Origin of the sequence: Paenibacillus litoralis (assembly GCF_046244365.1) — a bacterium.
Classification (GTDB): Bacteria; Bacillota; Bacilli; order Paenibacillales; family NBRC-103111; genus Paenibacillus_V.
In genome coordinates this window covers 6,772,694-6,793,452 of sequence record NZ_CP176395.1, presented here as the reverse complement: position 1 = coordinate 6,793,452, position 20,759 = coordinate 6,772,694, and the positions used below count along the sequence as shown (strand labels likewise).

Annotated in this window: 18 protein-coding genes and 1 pseudogene; 15 read left to right on the top strand and 4 right to left on the bottom strand. The window is 56.1% G+C overall.

The window, feature by feature from the left end:
- Positions 1 to 54 precede the first annotated feature (54 nt).
- From ACKGJP_RS28640 to ACKGJP_RS28615, 6 genes are all read left to right on the top strand, one after another.
- Positions 55 to 759: an HAD-IA family hydrolase gene (locus ACKGJP_RS28640; protein WP_409342184.1), complete on the top strand. Its 705-nt coding sequence runs from the start codon at positions 55 to 57 to the stop codon at positions 757 to 759.
- 58 nt (positions 760 to 817) lie between these two features.
- Positions 818 to 2,872 (top strand): peptidoglycan D,D-transpeptidase FtsI family protein, encoded by a 2,055-nt coding sequence (locus ACKGJP_RS28635; protein ID WP_409342183.1) that lies wholly within the window; start codon positions 818 to 820, stop codon positions 2,870 to 2,872.
- A gap of 218 nt (positions 2,873 to 3,090) precedes the next feature.
- Positions 3,091 to 4,044 (top strand): metal ABC transporter solute-binding protein, Zn/Mn family, encoded by a 954-nt coding sequence (locus ACKGJP_RS28630; protein WP_409342182.1) that lies wholly within the window; start codon positions 3,091 to 3,093, stop codon positions 4,042 to 4,044.
- A 31-nt stretch (positions 4,045 to 4,075) separates the two neighbouring features.
- Positions 4,076 to 4,837, top strand: a complete 762-nt coding sequence (locus ACKGJP_RS28625) for a metal ABC transporter ATP-binding protein (protein WP_409342181.1) — start codon at positions 4,076 to 4,078, stop codon at positions 4,835 to 4,837.
- A 5-nt stretch (positions 4,838 to 4,842) separates the two neighbouring features.
- Positions 4,843 to 5,775, top strand: coding sequence for a metal ABC transporter permease (locus ACKGJP_RS28620; protein WP_409342180.1), 933 nt, complete (start codon positions 4,843 to 4,845; stop codon positions 5,773 to 5,775).
- Positions 5,772 to 6,668 (top strand): metal ABC transporter permease, encoded by an 897-nt coding sequence (locus tag ACKGJP_RS28615; protein ID WP_409342179.1) that lies wholly within the window; start codon positions 5,772 to 5,774, stop codon positions 6,666 to 6,668. The genes ACKGJP_RS28620 and ACKGJP_RS28615 overlap by 4 nt, the downstream gene beginning before the upstream one ends.
- A gap of 114 nt (positions 6,669 to 6,782) precedes the next feature.
- On the opposite strand, the gene ACKGJP_RS28610 is transcribed toward ACKGJP_RS28615, so the two are convergent.
- On the bottom strand, positions 6,783 to 7,631 hold the full coding sequence (locus tag ACKGJP_RS28610) for a sugar phosphate isomerase/epimerase family protein (RefSeq protein ID WP_409342178.1): 849 nt from the start codon (positions 7,629 to 7,631) through the stop codon (positions 6,783 to 6,785).
- Between the two features lie 389 nt (positions 7,632 to 8,020).
- On the opposite strand from ACKGJP_RS28610, the gene asnB reads away from it, so the two are divergent.
- The 5 genes and pseudogenes from asnB to ACKGJP_RS28585 all read left to right on the top strand — a co-directional run bounded on the left by asnB (position 8,021) and on the right by ACKGJP_RS28585 (position 13,179).
- A complete protein-coding gene (gene asnB, locus ACKGJP_RS28605; protein ID WP_409342177.1) occupies positions 8,021 to 9,895 on the top strand; it encodes an asparagine synthase (glutamine-hydrolyzing) in 1,875 nt (624 codons plus the stop codon).
- A 149-nt stretch (positions 9,896 to 10,044) separates the two neighbouring features.
- Complete coding sequence (locus tag ACKGJP_RS28600; RefSeq protein ID WP_409342176.1) at positions 10,045 to 10,791, top strand: Cof-type HAD-IIB family hydrolase; 747 nt, start codon at positions 10,045 to 10,047, stop codon at positions 10,789 to 10,791.
- A gap of 55 nt (positions 10,792 to 10,846) precedes the next feature.
- A pseudogene (locus ACKGJP_RS28595) lies at positions 10,847 to 10,939 on the top strand (GNAT family N-acetyltransferase); the annotation flags it as partial.
- 51 nt (positions 10,940 to 10,990) lie between these two features.
- Entirely contained in the window at positions 10,991 to 11,470 is a 480-nt protein-coding gene (locus tag ACKGJP_RS28590; protein WP_409342175.1) for a DUF456 domain-containing protein, read from the top strand.
- Between the two features lie 77 nt (positions 11,471 to 11,547).
- Positions 11,548 to 13,179, top strand: a complete 1,632-nt coding sequence (locus ACKGJP_RS28585; protein WP_409342174.1) for an oligosaccharide flippase family protein — start codon at positions 11,548 to 11,550, stop codon at positions 13,177 to 13,179.
- Positions 13,180 to 14,116: 937 nt separating this feature from the next.
- Here ACKGJP_RS28585 and ACKGJP_RS28580 read toward each other — a convergent pair.
- Positions 14,117 to 15,478, bottom strand: coding sequence for a DUF2515 family protein (locus ACKGJP_RS28580; protein WP_409342173.1), 1,362 nt, complete (start codon positions 15,476 to 15,478; stop codon positions 14,117 to 14,119).
- Positions 15,479 to 15,663: 185 nt separating this feature from the next.
- Here ACKGJP_RS28580 and ACKGJP_RS28575 point away from each other — a divergent pair, with 185 nt between their 5' ends.
- From ACKGJP_RS28575 to ACKGJP_RS28560, 4 genes are all read left to right on the top strand, one after another.
- Positions 15,664 to 17,145, top strand: coding sequence for a copper amine oxidase N-terminal domain-containing protein (locus ACKGJP_RS28575; RefSeq protein WP_409342172.1), 1,482 nt, complete (start codon positions 15,664 to 15,666; stop codon positions 17,143 to 17,145).
- Between the two features lie 217 nt (positions 17,146 to 17,362).
- Positions 17,363 to 17,815, top strand: coding sequence for a MarR family winged helix-turn-helix transcriptional regulator (locus tag ACKGJP_RS28570; RefSeq protein ID WP_409342171.1), 453 nt, complete (start codon positions 17,363 to 17,365; stop codon positions 17,813 to 17,815).
- Between the two features lie 22 nt (positions 17,816 to 17,837).
- Positions 17,838 to 19,100, top strand: a complete 1,263-nt coding sequence (locus ACKGJP_RS28565; protein WP_409342170.1) for an MFS transporter — start codon at positions 17,838 to 17,840, stop codon at positions 19,098 to 19,100.
- Positions 19,101 to 19,194: 94 nt separating this feature from the next.
- Complete coding sequence (locus tag ACKGJP_RS28560) at positions 19,195 to 19,401, top strand: hypothetical protein (RefSeq protein WP_409342169.1); 207 nt, start codon at positions 19,195 to 19,197, stop codon at positions 19,399 to 19,401.
- 171 nt (positions 19,402 to 19,572) lie between these two features.
- On the opposite strand, the gene ACKGJP_RS28555 is transcribed toward ACKGJP_RS28560, so the two are convergent.
- Both ACKGJP_RS28555 and ACKGJP_RS28550 read right to left on the bottom strand, forming a co-directional pair.
- Entirely contained in the window at positions 19,573 to 19,767 is a 195-nt protein-coding gene (locus ACKGJP_RS28555) for a hypothetical protein (protein ID WP_409342168.1), read from the bottom strand.
- Positions 19,768 to 19,782: 15 nt separating this feature from the next.
- On the bottom strand, positions 19,783 to 20,625 hold the full coding sequence (locus tag ACKGJP_RS28550) for an SPFH domain-containing protein (RefSeq protein WP_409342167.1): 843 nt from the start codon (positions 20,623 to 20,625) through the stop codon (positions 19,783 to 19,785).
- Positions 20,626 to 20,759 lie beyond the last annotated feature (134 nt).

Sequence of the window (20,759 nt, the reverse complement as noted above, 5' to 3'; positions counted from 1 at the left end):
TGGGTTACGCTATCATTTCGGCTTTCATGCCGGATGCATTCGGGAGGTGCTTATATGCATAACAGTCTGAACGCGTATAAAGCTGTATTTTTCGACGTGGGCGACACGCTGATGACGATCCCGGCGGCGCGCGTCATCATGCAGCAGTTTTTGGCCAGCCGCAAGCTGCTCCGCGAGGAAGAAGAAATCGGGAATTTGTTTACCGAGGCGTTCCGCCTGTTCTATTACGGGAAGCAGCTCAATCCGGACGAGGTATGCTCGCCGGAGTCGGACCGCGCTTTCTGGATGAAGCTGTACAGCTACATTCTCGATCGTCTCGGCGCGCAGCAGGAATTGGACGACGAAGAAATTCACCGCTGCTGCCACGAGCTATACGACATGTTCACGCAGCCGGAACAATACCAGCTGTTCGATGACGTGAAAAGCAACCTCGAACGCTTTAGCGGCATGGGACTGCGTCTCGGGATTATTTCGAACTTCGCGCCTACGCTCAAAGGCATTCTTGAACATAAAGGCATTCTTCATTATTTCGATCCGGTCATCGTTTCGACGGAGGTCGGGCTGGAAAAGCCGAATCCGGACATTTTCCGGCTGGCGCTATCCGAAGCCGGGCTGGAGCCGCAGGACGTCCTGTATGTCGGCGACCACGATCAGAACGATATTTGGGCCCCGCAGCAAGCGGGCATCGACGCCGTAAAAATCAAACGCTACGATTATCACACCGGCAGCGGCATTCATTCGCTCGCGGAGCTAAAGTAGAGCCCTGCAAGTCGAAGCCGTACGGCCGGGATAGATACGATCAGGAGAGGGCAGACAGATGAAGCATTCGGAAGGCCTGGGCGAACCGCAAAGGCAGGAACGGCAAAAACGGAATCATTTTTCGGCGCGCATCAACATGTTCTTTTTCGCCACATTCGTGGTGTTTTCCGTGTTGATCATCCGTCTCGCCATTTTGCAGTTTGTCGAAGGGCAGGAACTAAGCGAGCTGGAAAATCAGAGCACGAAGCGGACGATTACGATTTCGCCGATTCGAGGCAACATATACGATCTTAAAGGGGCGCCGATCGCCTCGACGATATCCGCGCAATCGCTGTTTTACCGGGTGGAGCCGGGGCAGAAGAGCGAGGACAAGATCGCCCTGGCCAGGAATCTGGAGAAAATCTTTACGGATCTGAACGGCGGCGAGCTGATTTTGCCGGCGGCGGATATTATCAAGAACATGGACGTGGGCATCGACATCGACGGCAACAAGACGAAGGATCCGAGCTACACCTTTCTGCCGCGCCGCATCAAATCGCGGTTGACGAAGGACGAGCTGGCTTATTTCGCCGAGCACCGCGACGAGCTGAAGGGCCTCGAAATAACCGAAGAGAGCACGCGCATTTACGACGACGATCAGATCGCGGTACAGCTGGTCGGCTACTTACGCCCGTATAACGTGGCGCGGAACCAGAAAGCGACGTATTTGAACGTCTATAAGGACAAGCAAGGCGAGTATTTGAATGACGAGTATGTCGGCTTCGACGGGCTTGAATTTTTGTACCAGGACGAGCTTCGCGGCAAGAACGGCACCAAGAGCTACCCGGTCAACGCCCAGGCGCAAATTATCGGACAGGTCGAAATTACGCCGCCGGAGAAAGGACATAACCTCCATCTGACCATCGAGAAGAGCATACAGGAAGCGGCCGAGAAAGGTATCGTGGACCAGCTGGCCTATATGAAGTCCGCCGATGCGAGAGCCAAGCAGTACCCGGCGATCGGCAAAAACGCGGTGTCCGGCTATGCGGTGGCGATGGAAGTCAATACGGGGCGCGTCGTGGCGATGGCGAGCATGCCGGATTATAATTCGAACGTATGGACCGGCGGAATAAGCACGGCCAAGCTCGAGGAAATCCAGTACAGGTATACGAACGGAACGATTATGGAGCGGCTTCCGGACATCCACGACAACAAGGAGCGGGGCAAGCATCCGACATCGCTCGTGCCGCTCGGCTCGACGATCAAGCCGTTGTCCGTGCTGCTCGGCTTGAACGAAGGCCTTATCAGCGTGAACGAAAGATATAACGACCCGACGACGTTCTTCTTCGGACGGGAAGGGTACAAGGTCGGCGTCAGCAACTCGGACAAGGCCAATTACGGTGTGCTTACGCCTTCCAGGGCGCTCGAGAAATCGTCCAATACGTTCATGGCGGAAATGATCGGAGACCGGTTGTACAAAAGCTCGAAGTACCCGCCTTTCGATAAGAAAAATCCGGATGCGGACAACGGCAACGCGATCAAAATTTGGGACAGCTACATGAAGAAATTCGGACTCGGCGTCAAAACGGGCAGCGGCTTGCCCGGCGAATACGAGGGCGACATTTATTACTATAATTCAGCGGTCAAAGAAAGTACGCAGTCCGCGCTCATCTACGCTTCGTTCGGGCAGCAGGGCCGTTATACGACGCTGCAGCTCGCGCAGTACGCTTCGATGCTGGCGAACCGCGGCAAGCGGTACAAGCCCCAATTCGTCGATAAGGTGACGACGTACGAAGGAGATACGGTCCGTACGCTTGAGCCGGAGCTGCTGAATCAGGAGGACATACCCGCAGCCTACTGGAACGTCCTTGAGAAAGGGATGAAGGAAGTTTTTATCCAAGGCTTTGACGGTGTCAGCTACTCCGTAGTCCGTAAAACGGGTACCTCGCAGCAGCAGGTTGCCGGTCAAACGATCGACAACGCCGTATTCATCGCCTATGCGCCGGCGGACAAGCCGAAGCTGGCGGTAGCGGTCGTCGTGCCGGAAGGCGGCTTCGGCTCGTGGGGAGCGGCGCCGATCGCTCGTCATATTTTCGATGCCTACGATCAGGCGATCGGTTTGTACGACAAGTAAAACCGTTTCATTACACGGCCGGAAACGCTCCGGCAGCCGGCATGAAAGAAGGAGTTCGCAGTCTTTTTACAAGGCTGCGAACATTTTTTTTGTGATAAATGTTGCATTAGGTAAACATTATTGAATATAATAAACATATAGTCACGGAAGAAACAAAATTTGATTAATAAAACAAAAAGTCTTTTGGGCAAAAGAGAAGGCGGAGGAGAGAAGATAGAATGAAGAGAAAATGGCATTCATCGGTAAAACGTTTTTTGATCGGCATTATTTTTCTAAGCATGACCGTTGCGCTTGCGGCTTGCGGCAGCGCCGAGCCGGCGTTCAGCGGGCAGCAGGGCAAGATGAAGGTGACGACGACGATCGGCATGATCGCCGATATCGTGAAAGAAGTCGGAGGCGACAGCGTCGAGGTAGTCGGCTTGATGAAGAGCGGCGTCGACCCGCATTACTATAAAGCTTCGCAGGGGGATATCAAAAAGCTTGAGCAAGCGGACATCATCTTCTACAACGGCCTTCATCTGGAGGGCAAGATGGTGGACATTTTCGAGAAGATGACGAAGAGCAAGCCTACCGTAGCCGTATCCAAAAACATTCCGGAAAACAAGCTGCGCAATGCCGACGACGGAACGGCCGGACACGATCCGCATATTTGGTTCGACGTCCGCCACTGGATGACCGCGACCGAAACGGTCCGGGACGCGCTTATCGAGAACGACAAGGTGAATGCCGACAAGTACCGCGCCAATACGGCTTCTTATCTGAAGAAGCTTGAAGAGCTTCACGAGTATGCGAAGAAAGAAATCGCGGCGATTCCCGAGAAAAGCCGCGTGCTGGTTACGGCGCACGATGCATTCGGTTATTTCGGGGCCGCGTACGGACTTAAAGTAATGGGGCTGCAAGGCATCAGCACCGCTTCCGAGGCGGGAACGAAGGATACGAACCAGCTGCGGGACTTCCTGGTCGATAACAAGATCAAAGCGGTTTTCGTGGAATCGAGCGTGTCGCCGAAAGCGATCAACGCCGTCATCGAAGGAGCGAAGAAAAAGGATCATACCGTTACGATCGGCGGCGAGCTGTTCTCGGACGCGATGGGCAAGGAAGGAACGACGGAAGGCACCTATATCGGCATGGTCCGGCATAACGTGGATACGATCATCAAGGCGTTGAAATAGAGATTAAAGCGATGAAGGGGGATGGAGGACGATGAAACATACACCGCTCCGCATTTCGGGGTTATCGGTTGCCTATCAAAAAAAGCCCGTGCTGCGCGATATTGCGCTGGAGGTTCCGGAAGGGAAGCTGATCGGCATCATCGGTCCGAACGGCGCCGGCAAGTCGACGCTGATCAAGGCGGCGCTGGGACTCGTGCCTCGGCTATCCGGCGAGGTGGCGATTTACGGACGGCCGTACGCCGAGCAGAGGAAGCTGATCGGCTACGTGCCGCAGCGCGAATCGGTCGATTGGGATTTTCCCACCAACGCGCTTGATGTCGTGATGATGGGCAGGTACGGCCATCTGGGCTGGTTCCGCAGACCGGGCGCGAACGAGCGGCGCATCGCAATGGAATGCCTCGCTAAGGTCGGGATGGCGGATTACGCCGAACGGCAAATCAGCCAGCTGTCCGGCGGGCAGCAGCAGCGGGTGTTTCTTGCAAGGGCGCTGGCGCAGGATGCGCAGCTGTATTTCATGGATGAACCGTTCGTCGGCGTTGACGCCGCAACGGAGAAGGCGATCATCGCGCTGTTGAACGAATTGAAGGCGCAAGGGAAAACGGTGCTTGTCGTGCATCACGATCTGGCTACCGTGAACGAATATTTCGACTGGGTCGTGCTGCTCAACGTGGAGTTGGTGGCGGCGGGCCCGACCGCTAACGTCTTTACGGCGGCGAATTTGCAACGCACCTACGGCGGACGGCTTGCCATACTGGAGCGTAACGATCAAGAGACCGGAATAGGGGCGAGGTGACGGCGATGGAGAGCTTGAGGGAACTGTTTGCCGATCCGAATACGCGCTGGATCATTATGGGCTGCGTGCTGCTGGGCTTAAGCAGCGGCGTGCTCGGCAGCTTCGCTTATTTGCGCAAGCAGGCGCTTATGGGCGACGCGCTCGCGCATGCGGCGCTTCCCGGCATCTGCGTAGCGTTCATGCTTACCGGTTCGAAATCGATCGTGCTCTTTCTGATCGGCGCCATGGTGTCGGGCATCGCCGCAACGCTCGGCATCGGAGCGGTAACACGCCACTCGCGGATCAAGCCGGATACGGCGCTCGCGATCGTGCTGTCGGTGTTCTTCGGGATCGGCATCGTGCTGCTGACGCAAATCCAGCACAGCGAGAGCGGCAACCAGAGCGGGCTGGACAAATTTTTGTTCGGGCAGGCTGCGACGATGATCGCATCCGACGTGACGACGATGGCTGTCATATCGTTCGTGCTCGTGTTCTTATGCGCTTTGTTTTTTAAAGAGTTCAAGCTGCTTGCCTTCGATTCGGGGTTCGCGCGGGGGATGGGCTTTCCGGTCGCCCTGCTCGACCAGCTGCTTATGCTGCTGATCGTCGTAACGGTCGTCGTCGGCATTCAGGCCGTCGGCGTCGTCCTGATGGCGGCGCTGCTCATTACGCCCGCCGTATCCGCCCGCTATTGGACGGAGAAGCTGGGCGTCATGGTGACGCTGGCCGGCTTGTTCGGCGCTCTGAGCGGCTTTGTCGGCACCTGGATCAGCACGCTCGCCGACAATTTGCCGACGGGGCCCCTGTGCGTGCTTGCGGCGACCGTCTGGTTTGCGGTATCGGTGCTGTTCGCGCCGCGGCGCGGCCTAGTCGCCAAGGCGCTGCTTCGCGCGAGAGCGAAGAAAGCCGTGCGAGTCGAAGGAAAACGGATGGCGGTTGAGGAGGGAGGCGCGCTATGAACGATTTTTGGATTTTGCTGACGGGCGCGCTTGTCGCCTGCTCCTGCAGCGTTCTCGGCTGCTTCCTGATTCTCCGCCGAATGGCGATGATCGGCGATGCGATCAGCCACTCCGTGCTGCCGGGCATTGTGATCGTGTTCCTCCTCAGCGGTTCGCGGGATTCCCTGCTGATGCTATTCGGCGCGGCGATACTCGGCCTCGTCACCGTCTTCCTCATTCAGACGCTGCACCAGAGCGGCGTTCAATCCGACGCCTCGATCGGCGTCGTGTTTACGTCTTTGTTCGCCGTCGGCATCGTGCTGATCAGCCTGTTCGCCAGACAGGTCGATCTTGATCTCGATTGCGTATTGTACGGGGAAATCGCCTATGTCGGCTGGGATACGATGGAGATCGGCGGCGTCAATGTAGGGCCGAAGGCCGTATGGGCGCTGGGCCTTACCCTTCTGCTGGTCGTGTGCATCGTCGGGTTGTTTTATAAGCAGTTCAAACTGTGTGCGTTCGACCCGGCGCTGGCCGCGGCTCTCGGCATACCGGTCCTCCTGTTCCACTACCTGCTGATGGGGCTCGTTTCGATAACGACCGTCGCATCGTTCGAAAGCGTCGGCGCCATTCTTGTCGTCGGCATGCTGGTCGTCCCTGCTGCGACCGCTTACCTGCTTACGGATAAGCTCGGCAGGATGATCGCTTACAGCATTGTCATCGGCGTTATCTGCTCGACGGCCGGCTATTATGCCGCCGTACTGCTGGACGCTTCGATCGCAGGCTGCATGATTTCGGTAGCCGGCGCGCTGTTCGTGCTCGCCTTCTTGTTCTCGCCGAGCCATGGCGTCGTCTGGAAGAAAAGACGCCAGCGCCGGAGCGCGTTGGCGGAAGCCGCCGCGTTGTCCGCCTGAATGGTTAGGCTCAAAAAAGACTCGGTTCCCGCAGCGTTCTGCGGAAGCCGAGTCTTTTTGTAGTTCGAGGAGTTCTGAGAATAGCGCAAGGAAGAGGGAGACGTCCTGGTCATTCTATTCGAGCCCTGCTGCGGTATACACTTTGCGGTAGCCGTCTGCGGAACGTCCGAGCAGCTCGTCGCTGCTTTCGGCAGGAGCTTGTTTAGCCAAAATCTCTTGAGCTACGACGCCCGTGTACCCGATTTGGCTTACAGCCTTCAAGAAGGCGGCAAGGTCGATGACGCCTTCCCCCGGATACAGGCGGTCGTTGTCAAGCGCCTCTGCGACAGGCACATCCTTCGCGTCGTTCAGGTGAACGTGAACGATCTGTTCCGGCTTGAGCGCCAGCAGCTCGTCCACGGTTCCTTCCGTCGTGTGCCAGTGGTAAGCGTCAAGCAGCAGGCCGACGTTGCGTTCGCCGATCGCTTCGATCCAGTCGAGCATTTCACGCATCGTCCAGATGAAAGGATTCTTCCATGCCGTCCGCAGGTGGTGCGGACCGACGAATTCGAGTCCGAGGCGGATGCCGTATGCGCCGAGCACCTGCGCGCATGTGCGAAGCCGCCGTGTCGCAATGGCCATAAAATGCGCCGCTTTATGATCGGTCGAAGGCAGCACGTACGTACAGGAAGCCGTGCAGCCGAGCTTGGCTGCGGCTTCCGCATCGAGCGCAAGCTTCGAGATGCCTTCCTGGAACTTTTCTTCCGATTGGCGCCATTCTACCGGCAGATTAATCGAGCCGATCCGTATTCCGTTCTCTTTAAGGAACGATTGCGCGCCTTCAAGTCCGCGTTCGTCAATCAGCTTCCGCAAGTCGCTGCCGGACGTATCGATCGCCTGAAAGCCGTATTGCGCCGCTTTCTCGGCGAAGGCCTCGAGCCCGCCGATATTGCCGAGTCCCGCTGTGGATAAACCTTTGATCATAGTTGCGCCTCCTCGAAATGTTCATGCCGGTTTTGTTTCCGGCTCCACTAAAAAAATCTACATAGCCGCTTGCGGGGCTATCGTTTCTATGCGGGTTAGACTAGCGATATGGAGTCTTACGCTTTAACAGTAGCCTTTTCCCTGAGCCTGCACAATTGTCATTTTTGTGTTGTTTACATGCGATTTTGGCACGGCCGCAGCGGTTTGCGGAACGCGGCGGAGCATTTGTCCGGCCGTTTAACGGGGGTCAAATTTTTTCAGTTCATGAGAAAGGTGTGGTATACTTACGAAAAAAGCGTTACGACAGGACGCGGCGCGCGTCGTCGCCGTTTTCGGAAGAAAACGGCCGGACGACGTGTCATCGCGGTAAAGAAAGGATTTTGGCATTTATGTGCGGGATAGCAGGAGTTATGTATGCGGACGGAAGGACGCCTTCCGAGTCCGAGCTTAAACGAATGACGGACATTATTTATCATCGCGGTCCGAACGATACGGGCTTTTACACCGATCCCGGCATCGGTCTCGGCTTCCGCCGGCTTTCGATCATCGATTTGGCGGAAGGCCATCAGCCGCTGTGCAACGAAGACGAAACGGTGTGGATCGTCTTTAACGGCGAAATATACAATTACAAGGCGCTGCGGAGTATGCTGCAGGATAAAGGCCATCAATTTAAAACCCATAGCGATACGGAAGTTATCGTTCATCTCTATGAGGAATACGGCGAAGCTTGCGTCAATCATATGCGGGGAATGTTCGGCTTCGTGATCTGGGACCGGAACAAGCGGCAGCTGTTCGGCGCGCGCGATCATTTCGGCATCAAGCCCTTCTATTATTACCGGGACGGGGAGCGGTTCGTGTTCGGCTCGGAAATCAAAAGCATTCTGGAAGCGGACGGGATCACCCGTCAGGTCGAAACGGATAGTTTGCTGAACTATTTGACGTTTCAATACGTGCCGGAGCCAAGTACGATGTTCCGCGGCATTGCCAAGCTGCCTCCCGCGCACAGCGTCAAGATTACGGCGGACGGCACCATGTCGATCCGCAGATACTGGGATCCGATGTTCGAGCCGGTGTCGCGTTCTTTTAACGACTATGTGGAAGAAATTCGCGCCGGGCTGCAGGATTCGGTCAAGCACCACCTGGTGAGCGACGTGGAGCGGGGCTGCTTCTTGTCCAGCGGCATCGATTCTACGGCGATCGCCGCCCATATCAAGCGGATCGAGCCGCTGCGCACGTTCTCCGTCGGCTTCGACGGCGCGAACAACGAAACGGTCATCGCCCGCGAGACGGCGGCTGCGCTCGGTACCGAGCATTACGAGAAGATCATTACGCAGCGGGACTTTTTTGACGCCGTGCCGAAGGCGATCTGGCATCAGGACGAGCCTGTCGCGGATCCGTCGGCGATCGCACTGTATCATGTGGCGCAGCTGGCGAGCGAGCATGTGACGGTGGTGCTTTCCGGCGAGGGGGCCGACGAGTTGTTCGGCGGCTACCGGATTTACCGGGAGCCGCAGGCGCTGCGTCCGCTTTCCTGGATGCCGCTGCCTCTCAAAAGGCTGCTGCACGGGCTGGTCAAGCTGCTGCCTGCCGGCATGACCGGGCGCAATTACATGCTGCGCGGCACGACGCCGCTTGAGGAACGGTTTATCGGCAACGCCAAAGTGTTCAGCGAGGATATGAAAGCGGAGCTTGTCAAAATGAGCGCCGAGCAGCTGAAAGGTTATCGCGATCCGCTTCAGGTTGCGGCGGCTTTCTACGCGCGGACGCGCCATCTCGACCCGGTATCGCGGATGCAGGATATCGACATGAACCTGTGGCTGCCCGGCGACATCTTGATGAAGGCGGATAAAATGACGATGGCGCATTCGCTCGAGCTGCGCGTTCCGTTTCTGGACAAGGAGCTGTTTGAGGTCGCACGCAAAATTCCCGTCCAATACCGCTTGGCCGAAGGCACGACGAAATATGTATTCCGCAAGGCGATGGAAGGGATCATCCCCGATTTCATTCTGAACCGGCCGAAGCTCGGCTTCCCGGTCCCGATGCGCGACTGGCTGAAAGGCCCGCAGGGACAAGTGCTGCTGGAGCAAATCAAGGCGAGCGGCATCGACAGCTACGTAAAGCTGGATGAGGTCGAACGGATGGTTACCCGGCACCGCAACGGACAGGGCGATTATTCCCGCCGTTTGTGGGTGCTGTACGTATTCGCGCTATGGCATGCGACTTATATGCAGGAGCAGCCGGCTAGAGCGTTCTCGGCCGTATAGCCGCAGGTGCGCTATGTCGGGTCCGGATCGCCGAGGACCGGTAACAGAGGACGACCGGCAGGTTCGCCGCATGCGGACATGCCGGCCGTTTCTTTTCAACAGGCAAGACTCAGCACGCGCTTATTTCAACGACGGAGAGGGGCATTCTTGTGAGTACATACAAACTGGTTGCGCTCGATATGGACGGTACGCTGCTTGACGAGCATTCCAATATTTCGAAGGAAAACGCCAAATGGATACATGCGGCGCTGGAAGAGGGCGTTACGGTCATGTTTTCTACAGGACGGGGCGTACAAAGCGCGCTTCCGTTCGCCGAGGAGCTTAACCTGAAGACGCCGATCGTCGCCGTAAACGGCAGCGAGGTTTGGAAGGAGCCGAACGTGCTGCTGAAGCGCGTACGGATGGATGTCGAGCTGATTCGCAAGATGCATGAAATAGCCGTCGAGTACGATACCTGGTTTTGGTCGTATGCGGTGGAAGGGGTATTTAACAAGGAAAAATGGACGGACGACATAACCGGCATCGAGTGGCTGAAGTTCGGTTACTACACCGAAGAAGCGGACAAGCTCGCCGCCATACGCAAGACGCTCGAAAGCTGGGATGTGCTTGAAATTACGAATTCGCATCCGAGCAACTTGGAGCTGAATCCGAAAGGCATCAGCAAAGCGAGCGGCCTGAACGAAGTATGCCGCATGCTGGGGCTGGACATGTCGCAGGTCATCGCAATGGGCGACAGCTTGAACGATATGGCGATGATTCGCGCGGCCGGACTCGGCATCGCGATGGGCAACGCTCAGGAAGAACTGAAGCGCGCGGCGAAGCTTGTCACCGTAACGAATAACGAAAGCGCCGTTGCAAGGGTCATTCGCGAGCATATTTTCGGAGAGCGCGTGTAAGGGGACGCGCTTGGAAGGGCGTTATTCGCTCGTAGCCGTTCATCGGGACGCGGCCCGGCAAGCCAGGCGAATCAAACCGCAAATTCCGCTGCTCGGCAACGACGGCATCCCGATCCGGGATGAAATCGAGCTGGAAAAACTGCTGTAGACGAGACGGATTGTTTACAGTCGGATAAGGCGATTCAAGGAGGTCACACACTTGGCCATCATCGGTTGGCTGATTACGATCGCGTTGTTTGCCGTCGGCATGGCCGGCGCCATTGTGCCGGTACTGCCCGGAGCGGTAGCCATCTTGCTCGGATTTGTCGCATACGGGCTGTTTCTCGGCTTTGCTCCTTTTGGCTTCTGGTTCTGGTTTATCCAAATTACGATTGTCGTTGTCATTACGATAGCGGATTATGCGGTAGGGGCTTGGGGCGTGAAAAAATACGGCGGCTCCCGCGCCTCCGTGATCGGCAGTACGATCGGCATTATCGCCGGCCCGTTCGTCATCCCGGTGGCGGGACTTCTGCTGGGGCCGTTCCTCGGCGCTTTTCTCGGAGAACTCGTTGCCGGCTCGAATGCGGAAAAATCGCTTAAGGTCGGCTTCGGCGCGGTGGTCGGCTTGTTTTCAAGCACGGTCGTCAAGCTTGTTCTGCAGCTGATTATGATCGTCTTGTTTTTGGTTTGGGTGCTATAGAGTAAGGCAAAGTCACCGTGCGGACCTACCCGGTCCGCCGGGCTTCCGAACAGCTTTTATAGGGAGAAGGTACGGTTTTGGCGAAGGATTCATTGTTAAAAGGAACGCTGATTTTATCGGTGGCCGCTCTTGTCGCGAGAGTGCTGGGTATCGCGCAACGGGTGCCGCTCGTTTATTTGCTGGGCACTGCGGGTTCGGTTATGTTCGCCCAAGCGAACAATGTTTATTTAATGCTCCTGCCGCTTGCGACGGCAGGCATTCCGAGCGCGCTCAGCAAGCTCGTTTCGGAAAAAATCGCTCTCGGTCAGCGCGAGCAGGCCGAGCATATTTATCGGGCGTCGATTCGTTTTGCCATCATAGCGGGAATCGTTATTACCGTGCCCATGTTCATAGCGGCTCCGTATTATGCGGACTACGTGAAGGTGCAGGGTTCGGCCTTGTCCATTCGGGCCATTGCGCCGGCGCTGCTGCTGTTTCCGGTCATCGCCATGATGCGAGGATATTTCCAGGGACGCCAGATGATGATGGCGGGGGGCATTTCGCAAATCGTGGAGCAGTTTGCCCGCGTGGCGACTTCGGTCGGCTTTGCGGCTATTTTTCTGTGGGCGGGATCAGGGGAAGATTGGATTGCCGCAGGGGCTTCGTTCGGCGGCGTCATGGGCGCAGTCGGCGCATTTGCCGTCATGATGTACTACATGCGCAAGCTGCGGCGCAGCGATTATGCCGCCCTCCGCGAGACGGCCGCCGCTTCGGAGAGCGTGAAAGCATCGGGCTTGCCGGCTATGTCGACCAAGGCGATATACAAAGCTTTGCTTAGCTTATCGATTCCGATCGTCATTTTCTCATCCGCAGTCGCGATCGTTTATTTTATCGATTCTTTTGCGATCCGGCTGATCGAGTCCCAGGTCGGTTTGGAGATGGCGACGAAGCAATACGGCTGGCTTGCCTACCAAGCGCAATCATTGGCCGGAATACCGGTCATTTTCGCAACGGCGATCAGCCAATCGCTCGTACCGGTCATTTCATCCGCATTCGCCGGCCGTGACATGGCCGAGGTCGGACGGAAGGCATCGCTTGCGCTGCGGTTGGCCGTGCTGTCCGGGCTGCCGGTCATCCTTGTCATCTGCACGGCAGCGGCGCCGATCAACGCTTTGCTGTTCACTTCATCGGACGGCTGGGAGCTAACGACCCTGCTGACGGCAGGAACGATCTTCCAAATCTTGATGATGACATCCGGCGCCATTCTAATGGGGATGGGAAGAATGAAGCCGCTTGTCGGCTTCGTGCTTGCCGGTATCGCCGTCAAAATCGTAGGCACCGTCGTTTTGTCGCAATGGTTCGGCATGTACGGCGTCGTGGCGGCCACAGCGCTCTGCTTTATCACGGCGTCGACGCTGAATATCGCTTATTTGCGCAAAGAAGTGCCGTTTACGATATTGGGCTCGCGTTGGCCGGGACTAATCGCAAGCATATTGGTGATATCCGCGGTAGGAGGCGGCGCGGCTTATTTCGGGCTGGAGTGGCTCCAGCCGTTCGGGCAGCTGAAGCTTGACGCGCTGCTTCAAACGCTTGTGGTCGGCGGCCTCGCGGGCGCGCTTTACCCGTTCATGCTCATGGCGACGCGGGTCGTCACGAAAGAGGATATCGCGACCTTCCCGGCGCCAATCCGTAAGCTGATCGGCAAGGTACAGCGCCTGCTCGGCAGGTAACGAAGGCAAGATACCCGTATGGGAACATTTTCGGGACAAATGCTGGATCGTTCAGCATAGATAAGCGGCAGGTCCGGACGAAAGTCTCGACCTGCCGCTTTGTTTTTTGGCGGCGAACCCCGAATCCCGAACGCCGAACCCCGAACCCCGAACCCCGAACCCCGAACCCCGAACCCCGAACCCCGAACCCCGAACCCCGAACCCCGAACCCCGAACCCCGAACCCCGAACCCCGAACCCCGAACCCCGAACCCCCCCGAACCCCGAACCCCGAACCCCGAACCCCGAACCCCGAACCCCGAACCCCGAACCCCGAACCCCGAACCCCGAACCCCGAACCCCGAACCCCGAACCCCGAACCCCGAACCCCGAACCCCGAACCCCGAACCCCGAACCCCGAACCCTTGCTTGCCTTTAAAAAAACAAATAGTGAAGTTTAGTTCACTGATAGTGAACCAAACTTCACTAAATCTTTGTTAAATGGGCTTGATGAGACGAATAGTGAATCTAGGTTCATTAATAGTGAACCGGATAGGAAAATAGATCCGGTTTGGTTCACTATTCGCTGAATATGCTCCATTCTGCTGCCAAATAGTGAACTTTGCTTCATTATTTATGAATCTAGGTTCACTATTTTTTTGACTTCCTTACGACGCCCCCATTTACACTTTACCGTATCCTACACACTTTACGGCCACTTGTTACTTGACTGCCTTATCTAACTCCGGCTTTTCCAGCATGTATGGTCTTTTTTATCTTTTCGTATTTGCCAAACCTGGCGAAGTCGCCAGCCCGCCAAGCGAAGTCGCGCCCGCCAGCGAAGTCGCTGCCCGCCTAGCAAAGCAACTGCCTTTGCTACTGCATTGCCATCGTTTTTGCCCCCAGCATCCTCCTTGCCTTCTTTGCCCCCAGCACGCCGTATGGCCGCTCGGCTGCATTTAATCGTGCATCATTTCCGCGGCTATCACCGCCAGCTCCAGCTTCCCTAAGCCGAAGAACGCTTCGTTCGTCATGTCCAGCGGAAAAGGCGGCCGAACCGAAGTAAACCAGGCAAGGCCGGACTTGTCGCAAAACCAGTCGTACTGCTGCGGCTCGGCGATCGTCTGGTCGGGCCAGGCCTCCGTCAGCTTCGGACTGTAGAGCGGAGCAGCGCCGGTCCGGAGCGCGTTTCCTTGCATTCTGGCCGTATACCGGGAGCCTGCCGAACCGCTCCTCCTGTCACTGAACAGGTGCGGCCAGTAATCGGCACGCGTGCCCGTATGCGGCGTCGATTCGGCGAACGCCAGCACGCCCTTTAGTACGTCGGGAACGCCGTACAGCAAAGCGTAAAGCTTTTTGCCGACGCCGATGCGCTCCTCCAGGCTGGCAAAGCTTTCGAGCACGAGCCCGGCCAGTCTTGGCGGCGTCTGGAGTTGCCCCGCTCCGGTGGATACCGAATGCGGCGCCCCCTTAACCGGAGCCGTGACGGGAGCGTAAGGAAAGAGCACTTGCGTAAGCTGAAGCCAGGCATAAGCGTGAAAGGCGGCGGTATTCAGCAATTCCTCCCGAAACGTCCGGTTTTGGACGACCCGCTCTTCGATATAATTCTGTTCGTTAACGATCAGGCCGATCGTAAGCGGCACGGGATCCCCGTCTTTAAGAAATTGCTCCCAGACAGGGGACATAAAAGCGGAAACGTGAAAATGCGGCAGCAGCCGGGTCATGCCGATGCCGCGCTTTTTGCCCTCTGCGTAGAGGAGAAGCTGCGGAAACGCATCGCCGAAAATAAGCGCGTTCGCGCGCTCCATAAACTGAAACATCCGCTCGCTCTGGGCGGGCGTAATCATTCTGGACAGCAGCTCTCCCCGCAAATCGGTCATCGCCCAGCCCCCGTTGCGGGATACCATATGGGCAAGCAGCGCCCAGTGCAGCTCGGGATGTTCCGCATATAGGCGCCAATAGGCTTCCGTTCGCGTAATATTGTTGCGATTGCATCGATTGGTTTCCTCGAGGATCGCTTCTACGACGGCCTGATCGTCCGCTGTCGGCGGCGAATCCGAAATGGCGCCGAACTCCGTATTCCATTGTTTGGAGAACCGGCGATTGTTGCGGTTTTCGCTTTGGAGCTTATGCAGCCGGGTTTCGAGCTCTCCGCGCAGCTTTTGCGAAACCGCTAGCTTTATTCGCAGCGAATACGCTGAGCGAAGTAAAACTGCCGATCGGGCGTAGCCGCGCAGCTTTCCTTGAAGGAGTCTCCAGCCGCTGGAGGCCAATCGGCCGGCAAGCTTGACGATTCCTTCCGATCCTGAAGCAGTCGGCATCGGATTTCTCCTTTCTCCGGGTGGGAACGATACGAAATTATCGTTTCCTTTTTGGCAGGAAAAGAAACCTATGGGCGTTTGCAGCGTATATACTAGTATGAGGTTACGATTGTAGGCGTCAGCGGCTGTCTTCGGCAGTCGCAAACCAGTCGTTGCCCAAATTGGGAGACAGGGAGAGATCGGGAATGAGGAAAGGAAAAATGGCCGTGCTGTGCGCCGTGCTCAGCTTGCTGCTGCTCGCGCTTACAGGCTGCCAAACGATAGGCGGCGTCGATCTGAATAAGGCGCTATCGTCAGGAGCAGAGGTGAAATCTTCGGAAGGCTCCGCCTCCATCACGCTTGAGCTTCTAGGAAACGGCAAAGCGAACGCGGAAAACACGAATATGCTCAAGTACATAGAGCTGCTCAAAAAATTGACGATTAACTTGACGGAAATAAAGACCGAATCTCCGGACCTGACTTCTGCCAAGGGAGAGATCGTTTATGCCGGCGGTAAAATTCCGGTAACCCTATCGATCGGCAAGGAGAAGCTCGCCGTTCTATTCGAAGGCGCAACCAAGCCTTACGTGCTTAACCTGAACGAAACCATTTCGCTCAAAAAGCTGATTCCGTACGATCTTCCGCTTGACGCGCTTGGGGGCAATCCGATCGCCGTCATATCGAAGCTCATGCCGTTTATCGCCAAGAGCTTGCCGAATCCATCCGTGATCACGGTGGACAAAGCGACGGAAACGATCAATAACGAGCCGGTCAGCCTGAACAAAGTACACGCCGAAATCAAAGGCCCCGAAGTTGCCGGATTGATCAAGCAATTTATCGGAAACGTTCTTGCCGACGAGGAAGGGCTGCGCGGTTTAGTGAAGCTGTTCCTGAACCAAGGCTCCGAGCAAGGAGGCTTCGACTTCAGCGGCGTAGCGGTCGAATTCATCAAGCCGATCCTTCAAGACCTGCAATCGAATATCGACAAGCAGCTTGCCGGATCTGAATTTATTAACGATAAATTTACGCTCAAAACGGATCTGTTCTATGACGGCGATCTGCATCAGCGCAAAACCAATTTTGAACTAGGCCTCAGCTTGCCGGACTTGGAGCAGGACGGCTTCACGGGCTTCAAGGTTACGGGTACGATGGACAAGTGGAATCTGAACAAGCCGGTAACGGCAAGAGCCGTAGATGTTTCCAAGGGCGCATTGGAACAAACCGATAAGACGAAAATGGCGCATTTCATCAAAACGCTTGAGCCTAAATCGACACTCTACGGTTTGCTGGTGAACGATCTGCAAATTCTCAAAAAAGAAATTCACCTTCAAATGTCCGCAGACGGAGCTCACGTTCCAGATACTCTGAATCCGTTCATCAAACAAGACAACACGATGGTTCCCGTACGCTTCGTAACGGAGCGTCTCGACGCGGATGTGGAATGGAACAACGATACGCGCGAAGTAACGGTTACCGACATCATGACCGGCAAGACGGTAGTGCTTGCCATCGACAGCAAAAAAGTGCTGGTCGACGGGCAACAGCTGAAGGCCGCAGACGAGCCGGAAGTTGCGCCGGAGATTGTAGAAGGCTCCACTTACGTGCCTGGCGCTTGGCTCGCTCGTTTGTTCGGCGCTACGACGGAATGGAATAACGATACTCGCACAGTAACGATTAAGAAAAACTAAGTCTTTTCGAAGCCGCCAGCTCGCACCATGCGAGTATATCGGCAAAACTCCAGTCCCGCTTACCGGCAGGGCTGGAGTTTTTTTGTTGCCCGGGGCGGAAATCGATTTAGGGGAGTGCGATGATCGGCGTATCCACATGGGAGGCGCAGGGTTGCCTTTTTTATTTGCTGCACATATAATTGTTATGACAACTATTTTAGCGAGGGAGCTTGTTTTTGTGACGACAGATCTGACCAAAGTAGCGGTTGGCCAATTGTTTAGCTTAACGTACCGGAAGATCGGCCACGTGCTGACGGCGCGTTTCCGTCCATACGAGATTACGACGGAGCAGTGGAGCGTACTTGCGCGTCTTGCCGAGCAGGAGGGCATCAGCCAGAAGGAGCTGGCGATTCGGAGCCTGAAGGACCAGCCGACAATAACGCGTATTCTCGACTGCCTGGACCGTAAAGGATTGATAAGCAAAGCGACGAACAAAGAAGACCGAAGGTCCTACCTGATTCATCTGACCGAGCCCGGCAAGCGCGTCGTAGAGGAGCTGCTGCCGCTTTTTCACCAGGCTTTGGCGGATGTGACGCAAGGGATATCGGAGGAGCGGCTCGAGCTGTTCCGGGAAACGCTATGCGCCATGATCGAGAATGCGGACAGACATCGTTCGGACCAAGAAAAATGACATTACAATATGAGGTGGCAACATGGAACGGCAACAAGAATCATTGCCTCGGTTATGGACGAAGCCTTTTATTACCGTAACCTTGTCCAATTTATTTCTGTTTCTTAATCTGCAAATGATTACGGTTGTTCTGCCGGCTTTCATTGCAGCGGAATACGGGGCAAGCAGCGTGACGATCAGCTGGGTCATCAGCATTTTTGCGCTTGTTGCGATTTTGACCCGTTTCTATGCGGGGAACGCGATTATGCGGCTCGGCAAAAGCAGAATGCTGCTGATCGGTCTTATTATTTATTTGGCGGCGACGGCCAGCTATTATTGGGCGGGAGCTATCGCGCTTATTATGCTGGTTCGCATCCTCTACGGCGTCGGCTTCGGTTTGACGAGCACGGCGGTAGGGACGATGGCTTCGGACATTATTCCGCCCAAACGGATCGGCGAAGGGATGGGGTATTTCGGGTTGTCGAGCGGCCTGTCCATGTCTCTAGCCCCGGTCATCGGGTTGGCGGTTTACCAGAGCTTCGGCTTCGACGTGCTGATTCTCGTTTCGGCGATACTTGTCGCGATTGTGTTCCCGCTTGCGGTTTCTCTGCGGGCTGCCGGAAAAGAGGGGGCGGGGGGGCTTCATGCCGCTGAAGCTAAGCGTCGTGCGGAGGACGGCGGCGCTAAAGAAAAACGCGGGAGCGCGGAAAACGGGCGGAAGCGGCTGATCGACAAAGAGGTTTTGCTGCCGTGCTTTTTAAATTTGTTTTTCACGGTAACCTATGGCGGCCTAATCAGCTTTCTTACGATGTTCGGCAAAGAGACGCATATCGCCAACGTGGGCTGGTTCTTTCTGTTTAACGCGCTTGCCGTCATGCTCGTACGACCATTCGCCGGGAAGCTGTTCGACCGAAACGGGCCTGTTGCCGTTTTGCCGGCCGGGGCTCTGTTCGTTATCGCCGGGCTTGTCCTTCTTTCGTTCGCCGCCTCGACTGCGGTCATGATTGTTGCCGCGGTCAGCTACGGGATCGGATACGGGATTCTGCAGCCATCCCTGCAGGCCTGGACGGTTAAAAGGGTCAGCCCGGAAAGACGCGGAGCGGCTACCGGGATGTTTTACAATTCGACCGACCTCGGCATCGCCATCGGATCGCTCCTGCTGGGCATCGTCGCCACGCAAACGAGCTATGCGATGATGTACCGGCTTTCGGCGGGATTCCTCGTGCTGTTTCTGCTCTTCTACGGGCTGTCTTATTTAAGTCAAGGAAGCAAGCGAGGTCAAACGGCCAGCAGCGGACAACTGTAAGAATAGGGCTTGCAGGCGGCGTTCCGCAATCTCGGGTAACGCGCTTTCCGTTATGCTATAATAATGTCTGATAGCGAACGGGGAGGCAGGAAGCGTGCGAAGAGAAGAGGTCATTCCGAAGCATGTTCGGATTCGAAATAAGTATTTGGGCTTATCGATCGCCGTAGGCGTCGTCATCGGCTCGGCAGTCGGTTTTCTTTTCGAAAACCCGGCTACGGGCATCATACCCGGCGTCGTGGCCGGAGTGGTAGGCGGTACGATTATCGGCAACATCAAAGCCAAGCCGTATATAGAAGAGTAAAAGAAGAGGCATGCTTCGGCATGGTGACGGATCGTCGCCTCTGTGAACAATACCTAACCCAAAAGGACAACTCCTTCGAACTGTCCGGCGTTCGTGCAGCAGACGCACAACAATGCCGGAGGCGGTTTCGAGAGAGCTGTCCTTTTTCATATCCGGGTAAACGGCAGGCCTTCAGGTTTCGTCCGGTTCGGACGGCTCGGGAGGCGGAGGCGCCGCCCCCGGCAGCCGGCCCGCACGGCGTACCGCGTCCCGCAGCAAGAACTCGATATGGGCATTGACGCTGCGGAATTCGTCTGCGGACCATCGTTCCAAAGCTTCGTAAATTTGCGGGTCGATTCGCAGCGGAAAGCTTTTTTTGGGAGCCATGACGCGCCGCTTCCTTTAGTACAACGTCCCCGTGTTGATGACGGGGCTGGCGGAACGGTCGGATACGATCGCCACCATCAGATTGTTGATCATGGCCGCTTTCCGCTCTTCGTCAAGCTCGACGATGCCTTGCTCCTGGAGCTGTCCGATCGCCATTTGCACCATGCCGACGGCGCCTTCCACGATCTTCTGACGGGCGGACAAGATCGCCGCCGCCTGTTGGCGCTGAAGCATCGCGCTGGCAATTTCCGTCGAGTAGGCGAGATGAGTCAAGCGCGCTTCGACGACTTCCACGCCGGCGACGGCAAGCCGCGATTGCAGCTCGTGGCTCAGCTCGGCAGCCACCTCGTCGGAGTTTCCGCGAAGCGAGTAGGCTTCTCCGGCAAAGTTATCGTACGGATATTTACTGGCGACGTGACGCAAAGCGGTTTCGCTCTGAATTTCAACGAACTGCTCGTAATTGTCGACGTCGAACAGCGCTTTGGCGGAATCGACTACTTTAAACACGACGACGGCGGCGATCTCAACCGGATTTCCCTCGACGTCGTTTACTTTCAGCTTGGCGCTGTTGAAGTTGCGCACGCGCAGGGATACCGTTTTACGGATGGAGAACGGAACCGTCAGCCATAGTCCGCTCTTGCGGATCGTTCCTTTATAATCGCCGAAGAAGGTAATGGCTACCGCCTGATTCGGTTGTACGACGGTCAAGCTTGCCATAATAATAAGCACGATCGCCTCTGCAATGATGCCTGTCACAACTTGCTGCTGGGACAGCAGCAGGATGCCTCCGCCGAGTAGTACGACGAGCAGTACGACTGCGAGGAAGCCGTTTACGGCCAGCGCTTTTTTCTCGTTCATGGTGAAATCCCCCTTTGGTGAGTGTGGTATTGGTTTGATATTTTTATGATATCACAATTGATAAAATATGTAAATCTCTACGCAAAAAAAATCGCCGTTCTCGCACGGCGAAGCGTAAAGGGAGGTATTTTTTT

Coding starts and splice junctions, on each gene's coding strand:
- ACKGJP_RS28550 (WP_409342167.1), bottom strand. CDS start 20,625: ATGAACGAGAAAAAAGCGCTGGCCGTAAACGGCTTCCTCGCAGTCGTA.
- asnB (WP_409342177.1), top strand. CDS start 8,021: ATGTGCGGGATAGCAGGAGTTATGTATGCGGACGGAAGGACGCCTTCC.
- ACKGJP_RS28580 (WP_409342173.1), bottom strand. CDS start 15,478: ATGCCGACTGCTTCAGGATCGGAAGGAATCGTCAAGCTTGCCGGCCGA.
- ACKGJP_RS28635 (WP_409342183.1), top strand. CDS start 818: ATGAAGCATTCGGAAGGCCTGGGCGAACCGCAAAGGCAGGAACGGCAA.
- ACKGJP_RS28565 (WP_409342170.1), top strand. CDS start 17,838: ATGGAACGGCAACAAGAATCATTGCCTCGGTTATGGACGAAGCCTTTT.
- ACKGJP_RS28630 (WP_409342182.1), top strand. CDS start 3,091: ATGAAGAGAAAATGGCATTCATCGGTAAAACGTTTTTTGATCGGCATT.
- ACKGJP_RS28575 (WP_409342172.1), top strand. CDS start 15,664: ATGAGGAAAGGAAAAATGGCCGTGCTGTGCGCCGTGCTCAGCTTGCTG.
- ACKGJP_RS28640 (WP_409342184.1), top strand. CDS start 55: ATGCATAACAGTCTGAACGCGTATAAAGCTGTATTTTTCGACGTGGGC.
- ACKGJP_RS28625 (WP_409342181.1), top strand. CDS start 4,076: ATGAAACATACACCGCTCCGCATTTCGGGGTTATCGGTTGCCTATCAA.
- ACKGJP_RS28615 (WP_409342179.1), top strand. CDS start 5,772: ATGAACGATTTTTGGATTTTGCTGACGGGCGCGCTTGTCGCCTGCTCC.
- ACKGJP_RS28620 (WP_409342180.1), top strand. CDS start 4,843: ATGGAGAGCTTGAGGGAACTGTTTGCCGATCCGAATACGCGCTGGATC.
- ACKGJP_RS28610 (WP_409342178.1), bottom strand. CDS start 7,631: ATGATCAAAGGTTTATCCACAGCGGGACTCGGCAATATCGGCGGGCTC.
- ACKGJP_RS28555 (WP_409342168.1), bottom strand. CDS start 19,767: ATGGCTCCCAAAAAAAGCTTTCCGCTGCGAATCGACCCGCAAATTTAC.